Below are 11,708 nucleotides of genomic sequence, written 5' to 3'. Positions count from 1 at the left end.
TAGATCTCAAGGATGCAATACACCTGCTATACCCTCAGCGTCGTCCGTCGCCCGGAGACGCTCGAGACGGAGGTCCTCTTTGACCTCCTAGCCTCGGAGCTCGCCTCCGTAGGCTTCGACAGCTTCGACAGCCAGGACGGCGAGCACCTGCTGGCCTATATTCCCACCGAGCTCATCGAGGGCAACGAGGCGCTCACGGAGCTGCTCTCGACACCTATTCTTGAGGGCGTGGAGCTCAGCTACAGCAGCGAGCAGATGCCCGACATCAACTGGAATGAGGAGTGGGAGAAGCACTACTTCCAGCCCATCGTCTTGGGCGAGGAGGCCTGCCTCGTACGTGCCCCCTTCCACGCACCCCGTCCTGAGATCCCGCTGGAGGTCATCATCGAGCCCAAGATGGCCTTCGGCACAGGCAACCACGAGACCACTGCGCTGGTCGGGAGCTGGCTGCTGGAGCACGACCTCACCGGGCTGCGCGTGCTGGACATGGGCTGCGGCACCGGCATCCTCGGCATCATCGCCCTGAAGCGCGGCGCCCGTCACCTCACCGCCATCGACATCGATCCCTGGGCCTACGACAACGTCCAGGAGAACGCCCAGCTCAGTGGTGTCACCATCCAGGAGATGATCTGCGGCGACGCCTCCAGCCTCGAGGGCAAGGCGCCCTACGACCTGATCCTGGCGAACATCACCCGCAACATCCTCCTGGAGGATATGCCCCGCTACCGTGCCGTCATGGCTCCGGGGGCACGCCTCGTCCTCAGCGGCTTCTACGAGGAGGATGCCCCGCAGCTCATCGCCCGCGGCGCGGAGCTCGGCCTCAGCCTCATCTCCCAGCGTAGCCGCCAGCGCTGGACCTCGCTGGAGCTCCAGCTTGCCTAACCCCTAGCCCTAGGGCGGAGCCACTCAGCGCCTGCCCTCGGGACTCGCTCACCCCTATAGCCACACGACAGCTATGACACATCAGTACTACCGACTCTGCACCCTAGCCCTAGGGCTCCTTGCCCTAGGCAGCACCGCCCAGGCACAGCGCAAGGCCAGCACGAAGCAGGCCACGCACCAGGTCACCCCACAGCACGGCCGCCCGCGCCTGGTGGTGACGATGATGGTCGACCAGATGACCTGGGACTATCTCTACCGCTATCAAGCGCGCTTCGTCGAGGGCGGCTTCAAGCGCCTGCTTACCCAGGGCTTCAACTGCGAGAACACCCGCATCAACTACCTGCCCAGCGTCACCGCCATCGGGCATAGCTCCGTACACACGGGCAGCGTACCTGCCATCCACGGCATCGCGGGCAATGACTTCGTCAAGGACCACGCCCCCATCTACTGCACGGAGGATCGTAGCGTGACCACCGTCGGCGCGCCCAACGGCAAGAGCGGGCAGATGTCGCCCCGCAACCTTCTCTCGACGACCATCGCCGACGAGCTGCGCATCGCCTCCAACTTCCGCAGCAAGACCATAGGTGTAGCCATCAAGGACCGCGCCTCCATCCTGCCCGCAGGCCACACGACCAACGGGGCCTACTGGCTCGACGATGCTACGGGGCACTTCATCACCAGCAGCTACTACATGCAGGAGCTGCCCGAGTGGGTCAAGCGCTTCAACGAGCGCGACCGCATCACCGCCCTCTTGAAGGACAACTGGCACCCACTCTTCCCCATCGACAGCTATAAGGAGAGCTCGCCCGACCAAAACAACTACGAGAACCCCTGGGGTAAGAAGGGCGAGGTGCCCCCTACCCTACCGCTGCCCACGGCAAGGCTGCTGCAGGAGCTCGGCAAGGGCGTCATCCGCACCACACCCTTTGGCAATACGCTGACCTTCGAGATGGCTAAGGCTGCCATCGAGGGCGAGCAGCTGGGCAGCCGTCCTGAGGAGACGGACTTCCTCGCCATGAGCCACTCCGCGACCGACTACGTAGGGCACCACTACGGTACCTTCGCCATCGAGACGGAGGACACCTACCTGCGTCTGGACCGCGACCTGGCGGACTTCCTCAGCTATCTGGACCAGCGCGTGGGCAAGGACGGCTACATCTTCGTCCTGACGGCAGACCACGCCGCGGGGCACAACCTCACCTTCGAGCAGGAGCATAAGCTCCCCGGCAGCGGCCTGCGCACCGACCGCGCCCTGAAGATCGCCGACTCTACGGCACGTGCCTTCACGGGGCAGAATCTAGCACTGGTCACCCGCGTGGCGAACTATCAGGTCTTCTTCAACAATCCCCGCATCGACTCCCTCGGCATCGACCGCATGGCCCTCATCCGTGCCGTCAGCGCCTCCCTGCGTGAGCGTCTGCCGGGGGCAGCCTTCGTCATCCCCGCCGAGGAGGCGCAGCTGGCGACCGCCCCACAGGCCATCCGCGAGCGCATCATCAACGGCTACCGCAAGGGACGCAGCGGAGAGATCTTCATCGTCGCTGACCCAGGCTGGTACGGCCGCAGCAGTGGCAAGCGCGCCCTCGGCACCAGCCACGGCGTCTGGTCGCCCTACGACACGCACATCCCCCTGATCTTCATGGGCCGCGGCATCCGCCCAGGGCACCTCTACCGCGAGACCTACATCACCGACATCGCCGCTACGCTGGCGGCGCTGCTCAAGACGCAGTACCCCTCGGGCTGCATCGGTCATCCCATCACGGAGGCCTTCGCGGGACACTAGCCCGAGGCTAGCCCCACCCTAGTACACATAAAAGCGCTGCGGCTGACTGCCCCCTACGAGAGGGGAGCGGTCAGCCGCAGCGCTTTTGGTCTATCTAGGGGAAGAGCTCCGCCGCTAGCCTTGCCCAGGCGGGCTAAGGTCTAGCGGCAGCGCTTACCCGACTAGAGCTGGTAGCGAAGCGTCACGAGCGCGTTGGTAGGCTCGGCAGGCATCAGCTGCGTGCCCAGCGTAGAGGCCCAGGACTTCGTCCCGAGGACGTTGCGCACCTGCAGCTCGAGGCTGATGCCGTAGGGCAGACGGTAGCTAGCACCGAGGTCGAGCTGCGTCGTGGGGTCGAACGTACGGCCCGCGCCAACGTTGTAGTACATCTCGCTGCGGTAGGTCAGGCTATAGTTGAGCCCGAGGCCACGCAGGGCGCCGCGCTGCAGCTCATAGCCCCCATAGGTGTAGAGGGTATGCTTGGGCACCCAAGCCAGCGGCGTGCCCTTCTTGATGTTGAAGAGCTTGCTGACGGGCGTCTCATTGACGTCGGCGATGGCGGCATCCGTGTAGCCGTAGCCTGCGCTGAGGCTGAGACCAGCGGCGGGACGCAGCGTAGCCTCGGCCTCGAAGCCCTTGCTCTCGGTCGCACCGATCTGTGCCGAGACGCTGTAGCTCTTCGTAGCCCCACCCACCTGCTCGGTCTGCGTCGTGCGGACGACCTCGTTCTGCTGGCGGATGAAGTAGCCCGAGAGGCTTAGGTCAAGGAGCTCGCCGAGGGTGTACTTGGCGCCCAGCTCGGCCTGATAGCCGCGGCGAGGCTCGAAGTAGTAGCCATTGCGACGCTCGGTGACGGCCTGGCCGTCCTTGTCATAGAAGCGCTGCGTAGCGGGGTTGAGGCTCAGCGTCTGGTCGGGAGCGAAGAAGCTACCGATCGAGCCGTAGAAGCTCAGCGACTCCGTAGGCAGCCATACGAGCCCGCCACGATAGCTCAGCTCCTGAGGGCTCACCGAGAGCCACTGGTCGTCCTTGACGGTGTCATGACGGCGCTCGCCGTTGATGGTCGCCACGCGGCTCTTGGTGCTCTTGTAGCTATAGAGGTCGTAGCGCAGGGCGAGCATCGCCTTGAGCTGCGGCGTCAGCTCGACGACGTCGCTCAGCGAGAAGCCGTGCACCCAGGTGCGGTTGGGGCTGGCCTGGCTGAACTTGCTCATTAGCCCACCGTTGAAGTCGGGGTTGAGGACGCGTCCCTGGGGGTAGACGACCTCACCAGCAGCGTCGATGCTACGGCTTGGGCCCCAGATGTCATCATCGTTGTAGCCCGAGTAGCTCGTGCGGTGCATGTAGGTCGTGCTGTAGCCCAGACGCAGGTTGTTGACGATAGAGCCGAGGGCGAAGCTGCCCGTCAGGTCCAGCGTGTTCTGCATGATCTGCGTGATGTGGGAGAAGCGCAGGTTGCTGTCGTAGATGAGGTGATCCAGGTCGTAGTAGGTCTTCGTCCCGTCGGCGGCCTTGCTGTAGTAGCCGTACTTAGCCCCTGCCGTGCGGCTCGTAGGCCAGCTCATGGTCTCGGTGCTGAAGTAGTCGATGTCGTCGTAGCTACCGGAGAGGTAGTCGGAGAGACGCCAGCCCGAGCCGAAGTTGTAGGTCCACTTGAGCGAGGCATTAGCGCCGCTGTGGTACATGAAGTCCGACTGGTCATTGTAGCGCCAGCTGCGGTCGAGGCCAGGACGCAGCTCGTCCTTACGAGCGAAGAGCTGGTCATCACTGACGCGGTACATATCGGCAGGCATCAGTGCGGGCAGCCCCGTCTCCGTACCGAAGTAGTCGTAGAAGCCCTCAAGGCGGAGGACGAAGCTATGCGCGCCCTTGGTGTAGCTCAGCGCCGTGAAGAGGCTATTCTGCGTATCCTGGGTATGACGCCACTGGTCGCCGCCCGCGTGGAAGCCCCCTGCGTAGATGTTGAGCCCGCGCGCCAGCTGGCCGCCTGCGTGCACGCCGAGGTCGTAGTAGCCGAGGCTGCCGTAGCGCAGGTGAGCCCCGAGGGTGAGGCTATCGCTCGGAGCGCGACGCACGACGTTGATGATCCCCCCAGCATTGGCATAGCCATAGAGGACAGAGGCGGGGCCCTTGAGGACCTCGATGCGCTCTACGTTGTAGAGGTTGATGAAGGGATTGGAGTTGACCATGGAGCGCTCGTCACGCACGCCGTCGACCATATAGACGGCGCGGTTGAAGCCACGGACGGCGATCTCGTTGAAGGCGCCATAGGTCTTGCGGTTCTGCACCGCGGGGGTGAAGCGCAGGGCGTCCCCGAGCTGCGTGATGGCACGCTGCTGGAGCGTCACGCCCGAGACCTTATTGATCGTCATCGGCACCTTGCGCTCGGGCACGCCCAGCGGGTTGATGCTGATCTCCTGGCGCGCACGTGCCGTGATGAGCACGCTATCGATGTGGCGAATGGAGTCTGCGAAGGTGGGATGCCCTGCAGCAGAGGCCACACCCGTTGCCCCCACAAAGAGCAGGAGCGAAGTCGTAAGACTTTTCATAGAGGAAGTAATAATGAGTTAATGCCTATTTAAGGCTTTGGTTATCACCAAGGCAGCGTCTGTCCTGCCCTAGCGGCTACAAAGATACGAAACATAGTCGAGCCCACGAGCCTAGGGCTCAGAGCGCCTTTGCCGAAGGGCGCTGCTGTAGCCCTCGCCTGAGCCTCGATCTACCCCGCCCGAGGCGCCAGCGGGCTGGGCGCTAGCCCCCAGCTCCGTGAGGGATATCAGTCAGTCCGCTGAGGGGCGCCAGTCGCGGCGCTGAGGGACGTCAGTCAGCGCCGTGAGGGATATCCTTCAGGGGCGGGGAAGGGCTGCGGCGAAGGGCTTCGCCAGTGGGCGGGTGCTTCCTTAAGATTCTAAGGAAAAGAGCCTTGTGAGGCTGCGGCAAAGACTCTACATTTGCTCTATCTAAGTCCTACACTAACACTAACGGCTAGAACAAACGATGAAGAACCAATTACTTCCCTTCGCTAGAGCGAGCCTGCGCAAGAGCCTCGTCCTAGCCCTGCTCCTCCCGGGACTCCTCCCTCTGGGGCTACAGGCCTCCCCGAGCAGCGGCAGCTCCGCTCAGCCCGAGCAGCAGAGCACCAACAGCGCCAAGCTACGCGGCCAGGTCGTAGACGCCCAGAGTGGTGAAGCCATCATCGGCGCCAGCATCACCGTCAAGGGCAATAGGCACCTCGGCACCGTCACCGACGTGCAGGGGCGCTACAGCCTCGCCGCAGCCCCGGGCAGCGTGCTCGTCATCTCCTGCATCGGCTACCAGACGATCGAGGTGAGCGCCACCAGCGGGTCGCAGACGATCAAGCTCAAGGAGAACGCCCGTACCCTCGGCGAGCTGGTCGTGCTCGGCTACACCACCCAGCGCAAGGAGAGCCTCACCGGGGCGATGATCAGCCTCAAGGACTCCAAGCTCAAGGACCTCACCACGCCCTCTGTGGCCAACCTCCTCAATGGTAAGGCTCCAGGCGTCTATGTCGCCCCAGGCTCGGCACAGCCAGGCTCCAGCGCCGCCGTCGTCATCCGTGGGCAGGCCACGCTCAACGGGAATACGCGCCCCCTCTGGGTCATCGATGGCGTCATCGTCGGGGACGACCCCGGCCAGCTCAGTCCACAGGACATCGAGGCCGTGACCGTCCTCAAGGACGCCGCCTCCACCGCCATCTACGGATCGGCTGGGGCCAATGGGGTCGTCGTCGTCACGACCAAGAGCAGCCGCTCGGGCAAGGTCAAGGTATCGGCCGCCCTACGTGCGGGCGTCAGCATGCTGCACAATGGCAATCAGCGCATGATGACGGGCGCAGAGCTCTACGACTACTTCGCCTCGGTGCAGAACCCCGAGGCACTGAAGTTCGACCGCTGGAAGCCCGAGCTCCGCAACGATAACTTCGACTGGTGGAAGCTCGCCACACGCACCGGCGTGACCCAGGACTACAGCCTCTCCATGCAGGGCGGTAGCGAGAGCCTCAACTCCTTCTTCTCCATCGGCTACTACAAGGAGCAGGGCGCCGTCAAGGGCTTCGACTACCAGCGCTTCAACTTCCGCTCCAAGACCAACTACCGACCCTTCGAGGCCCTGACGATACGCCCCTCCATCAGCGGGGCAATGCAGACGACGGACGACCGCCAGTACTCCGTCACGGCCATGTACTCCATGCTCCCCTGGGATAGCCCCTACGACAAGGACGGCAAGCCCGTACCGCACCGCTACAGCGGCTGGGTGAACCGTACGGGCACCAACTACATCCGTGACCTGCAGTGGAACCATGGCGACGCGCGCAACTACGAGTTCATGGGCAGCCTCGACCTCGACCTGCGCCTCACGCCCTGGCTCACCTTCTCCTCGGTCAACAACCTCAAGTACGTGCACCACGCTAGCCGCAGCTACTCCGACCCACGCTCCAGCGCGGGCGAGAGCGTCAACGGACGTATCACCGAGTACCGCGCTGAGGTGCTGCGCAAGTACACCAACCAGAAGCTACTGACCAGCAACAGCTGGGACAAGCACAGCCTCAACGGGCTGCTGGCCTATGAGTACAACGACTACTGGGGCAAGACACTCGACGCCTACGGCATAGGCTTCATCCCTGGCTTCGAGGTGCTGGACATCACGGCCAAGCCCGAGCGTGCCCGCGGCGGCATCGCGGAGTGGGCCGTGCAGTCCGTCTTCGCCAACGCCCGCTACAGCTACGACGGGCGCTACCTCCTCGAGGGCTCGATCCGTCGTGACGGCGCCTCCAACCTCGGCTCCAATGCCAAGTACGGCACGCTCTTCTCCATCAGTGGCGGGTGGAACGTCCACCGCGAGTCGTGGTTCCACCTCCAGGGTGTCGACCAGCTCAAGCTCCGTCTCTCCTACGGCTCGGCTGGGAACCGCCCCGAGGCCCTCTATCCCCAGTACGACCTCTACTCCGTCTCGGCCAACTACGACGGCCGCCCCGGGATGCTCATCTCCCAGCTCGGCAACCCCGACCTCACCTGGGAGCGCACCTATACGACGGGCTTCGGGATCGATGCTTCGCTCTGGGATAACCGCCTGCACTTCAACCTCGACCTCTACTCCAAGAAGACCGACAACATCCTCTACAACGTCCCCGTAACGGGCCTCATCGGCGTCACCAACATCTACCGCAACATCGGGAAGATGGACAATCGTGGGGTCGAATTCGCCATCGGCGGCGACGTCATCCGTAGCAAGGACTTTACCTGGAGCCTCGACGCCAACCTCGGGCACAACGCCAACAAGCTGACCGACATCTTCCGCCAGTACGACGCCACGACAGGTCAGTTCGTAGCCAAGCCCGTGATCATCGGTGACGGTACGGGCATCTCGGGTACGGCCTCCCGCATCCTGGAGATCGGCTCGCCCATCGACACCTACTATATGAAGGAGTGGGCAGGCGTCAACAAGGAGGACGGACGCCCCCAGTGGTACAAGGACGATGGCAAGGGCGGCAAGGTCGTGACCAAGAACTACGCCGAGGCTGACTACTACAAGCTCGGCAACGCTGCCCCCAAGCTCTTCGGGGGCTTCTCGACCAACCTGCGCTGGCGTCAGCTCGACTTCGCACTGGCCTTCGGCTACTCCCTCGGCGGACAGATCTACAACTACTCGCGCCAGGAGTACGACTCCGATCTTGCCTACGCTGACCGCAATCAGATGGTCCTGCGCCCAGGCTGGTCGCGCTGGCAGAAGGCAGGCGATGAGGCCACCCACCCCCGCGCCCTCTACAACAATAAGGATGGCGGCAACAAGGCCTCCTCTCGCTACCTCGAGGACGCCTCCTTCCTCAAGCTCCGCAGCCTATCCCTCGGCTACAACTTCTCCCTGCCGCAGCTCAAGATCCAGTCGCTGCGCCTGTACGTCAACGCCGAGAACCTCCTGACCTTCACCAAGTACTCCGGCGTCGACCCCGAGCTGCCCTCCTCCTCGGGTACCGTCATGGGCACGACTTTGCCTGGGGTCTACCCTCCTGTACGCAAGGTCGTCTTCGGGCTCAACCTTTCCCTCTAACCTAGTCTGCATCCTACGATATGAATAAGATACTCACGCTCCTGCTAGCCTCAGGGCTGCTCGTAGCCTGCTCCATAGACCGCGAGCCCAAGGGACACATGTCCTCCTCGCGTATCACCGAGTCCCCCGAAGAGGCCATCGACGGTATGGTACGCGGGGTCTACGCCCAGCTCAAGGCCTGGAGCGACCCCATGCACCGCTGCGGCGAGTACGCGGGTGACAACATCATGATACGTGGGGCCTCGACCGACGCCTTCTTCGAGTTCATCACCTTCAACCGTACGCCCAATAACTACCGCCTGCAGTCCTTCTGGGACAATAGCTACAAGGCCATAGCCCAGGCCTCCAATACGATCAAGCTCTACGAGGCCTCCACCGATGCCGCCGTCAAGGCACGCGTCGGCGAGTGCTACTTCGTACGCGGCCTGCTCTACTACTACCTAGTGCGCGCCTATGGACGTCCCTACTACCAGGATCCCGAGAAGAACCTCGGCGTACCGCTAGTCAATGGCACGCCCGATAATGTCTTCGGCAAGTTCACCCTCCCCGACCGTGCTACCGTGGCCGAGAGCTACAAGCAGATCATCGCCGACCTTACGAAGGCTGAGGAACTGCTGCCCGTCAGCGAGGGCGACCCCAGCTATGCCTCCAAGGGCGCTGCCCAGGCGATCCTCTCCCGCGTCTACCTCTACATGAGCGGCACCTGGGAGCAGCCGAACGCGCAGTACGCCCAGCTAGCGGTCGACTACGCCACCAAGGTCATCGCCAGCGGCCAGTACCAGCTCCTCTCACGTGAGGACTTCATGCGCTACCCGAGGATCCTCCCGCAGTCCAACAAGGAGTCCATCTTCGTCATCCGTCGCCTCGCATCCGAGTACTCAGGCTACGATCACTACTACGGCGTCGGGGGGATGTACGCCAATATCGGCGGCATGGGCTGGGGTGAGATGTACGCCAGTGCCAAGTACCTCCAGATGCTCGACGAGACGGGGCGCAACGACTACCGACCCGACCACAACCGTCGCATCGTAGACGCCCGCGCCGCCTTCATCGAGCCCGTCTATGAGGAGGGCAATGTCGAGGTACTGCGCTTCATCAAGACCGAGCAGAGCGGCGACCAAAACTACCTCCAGCTCCCGATCCAGCGCACAGGTAGTAAGATCACCGCGACCGAGGAGGTCACCGTCGGCGGCGCCAAGCAGACCAAGAGCTACGAGCTCACGCCCGTCAATGCCTCCGAAGGGCGCTACCGCATCACCTACAGCGATGGCAAGGTGTACACAGGTCTGCTGGACTACAAGATCGCCCTCAATAGAGCCTACCCAATGTTCTACATCACCAAGTGCTCCCGCGAGGGTGAGGAGAGCCACCTGCACTCTCCCCTCATCTCGCGCCTTGGGGAAGTCTACCTCAACCGCGCTGAGGCCCTGGCCAAGCTCGGGCGCTACGGCGAGGCGCAGACCGACCTCAACCTCATCCGTACCCGCTCCATCCCTGGGGCTAAGTACAGTGATCTGAGCGCGGCCAACGCCCCCGACCGCATCGACAAGGAGCGCCAGCTGGAGCTCGCCTTCCAGGCCGAGCGTAGCTACGACGTCTTCCGCAACGGCCGCGCCCTGACCCGCCGCTATCCAGGAGCCCACCACCAGCTCGAGGATATCCCCGCCACGGACTACCGCGTCGTCTACTTCATTCCACAGGGAGCTATCAACTCCTACCCGGGCAAGCTGACGCAGAACGCTACGCACAACTAGCCGCACCCCCTCCCGCTCGAGGGCAGTCCCCCCGCTGCCCCCCGAGGCTGACCCAATGAATAGGCCCCCAGCGACAGAGCTCTGTCGCTGGGGGCCTTGCTTTTGTCTTCCTTGGGCGAAGAGGCCCTGCCTAGAGCTCCTGCATGTCGAGGACGAAGCGGTAGTGGATGTCCCCGCGCTCCAGGCGCGCCAGCGCCTCATTGACCTGGCTCACGGGCAGCACCTCGCCCTCGGCGACGATGCCGTGCTGGTAGCAGAAGTCCAGCATCTCCTGCGTCTCGGCGATCCCCCCAATATTGGAGCCCGAGAGGCTGCGGCGGCCGTGTACGAGCAGGCCTGCCGAGACCTTGAGGGGCTCGGCGGGCAGGCCTACGACCACCACGCTGCCATCGACGCTGAGCTGTGTGAGGTAGGCGTTGACCTCGTGTCCCGCCGATACGGTGTCGATGATGAGATCGAGCTGCCCACGTAGGGCCTTCATCGCCTCCTCGTCTGAGGAGAGTACGGCACGGTCGGCGCCGAGGCGCTCGGCGTCGGCGACCTTGGCGGGCGAGGAGGTGAAGACGGTGACCTCAGCACCCATAGCCTTGGCGATGCGCACCGCCAGATGCCCCAGCCCCCCGATCCCGAGGATGCCGACATGCTTGCCTGGGCCCGCCTGCCAGTGCCTCAGAGGCGAGTAGACCGTAATCCCTGCGCAGAGTAGCGGTGCAGCCATAGCGAGCTGCTCGAAGGGCGGCATATGCAGCACATACTTATCCTCGCAGACGTAGCTCTTGGAGAAGCCGCCGTAGGTGTAGCCCCCCGAGACGCGGTCGATCCCATTGAAGGAGAAGGAGACGCCCTCGGTGCAGAACTGCTCCAGACCCTCCTGGCAGCAGCTACAGTGCCCGCAGCTGTCGACGATGCAGCCGACACCGACCAGTTCGCCTAGCTTGAAGTCCTTGACCGCCGAACCCAGCGCCGTCACCCGCCCCAGGATCTCATGCCCTGGGACAAGGGGGTAATGGGAGCGGCCGAACTCTCCCTTGAGGCGGTGCAGGTCGGAGTGACAGATACCGCAGTAGAGGATCTCGAACTCCACATCCTGCGGACGGAGCTCGCGACGCTGTATCGTCATGAGCTCCAGGGGTGCGTCTATAGCCCGCGCACCATAGGCCTTAACATCTTTCATAGCGAGTCGAAGCAATGTAGGGTGACTTATGGGGGCAAAGGTAGCCCTTTCGCTCCACTCCCAGCCCGCA

General features: G+C 63.5%; 6 protein-coding genes. 4 read left to right on the top strand and 2 right to left on the bottom strand.

The window, feature by feature from the left end; all coding sequences use genetic code 11:
- Positions 1-12: 12 nt before the first annotated feature.
- Positions 13-882, top strand: a complete 870-nt coding sequence (gene prmA, locus J4862_RS00955) for a 50S ribosomal protein L11 methyltransferase (RefSeq protein ID WP_211788882.1) — start codon at positions 13-15, stop codon at positions 880-882.
- Between the two features lie 73 nt (positions 883-955).
- Entirely contained in the window at positions 956-2,665 is a 1,710-nt protein-coding gene (pafA, locus tag J4862_RS00950; RefSeq protein WP_211788881.1) for an alkaline phosphatase PafA, read from the top strand.
- A gap of 161 nt (positions 2,666-2,826) precedes the next feature.
- Here pafA and J4862_RS00945 read toward each other — a convergent pair whose 3' ends face one another.
- Positions 2,827-5,193, bottom strand: coding sequence for a TonB-dependent siderophore receptor (locus J4862_RS00945; protein ID WP_211788880.1), 2,367 nt, complete (start codon positions 5,191-5,193; stop codon positions 2,827-2,829).
- Between the two features lie 448 nt (positions 5,194-5,641).
- On the opposite strand from J4862_RS00945, the gene J4862_RS00940 reads away from it, so the two are divergent.
- Together J4862_RS00940 and J4862_RS00935 are read left to right on the top strand one after the other, a co-directional pair.
- A complete protein-coding gene (locus J4862_RS00940) occupies positions 5,642-8,710 on the top strand; it encodes a TonB-dependent receptor (protein WP_211788879.1) in 3,069 nt (1,022 codons plus the stop codon).
- Between the two features lie 20 nt (positions 8,711-8,730).
- Positions 8,731-10,464, top strand: a complete 1,734-nt coding sequence (locus tag J4862_RS00935; RefSeq protein WP_211788878.1) for a RagB/SusD family nutrient uptake outer membrane protein — start codon at positions 8,731-8,733, stop codon at positions 10,462-10,464.
- A 130-nt stretch (positions 10,465-10,594) separates the two neighbouring features.
- Here J4862_RS00935 and J4862_RS00930 read toward each other — a convergent pair whose 3' ends face one another.
- Positions 10,595-11,638: an NAD(P)-dependent alcohol dehydrogenase gene (locus tag J4862_RS00930; protein ID WP_211788877.1), complete on the bottom strand. Its 1,044-nt coding sequence runs from the start codon at positions 11,636-11,638 to the stop codon at positions 10,595-10,597.
- Positions 11,639-11,708: the final 70 nt, after the last annotated feature.

The sequence above is a fragment of the Porphyromonas sp. oral taxon 275 genome (genome assembly GCF_018127745.1).
In the GTDB taxonomy this organism is placed as follows: Bacteria; Bacteroidota; Bacteroidia; order Bacteroidales; family Porphyromonadaceae; genus Porphyromonas.
This window is presented reverse-complemented; position numbering and strand designations above follow the sequence as displayed.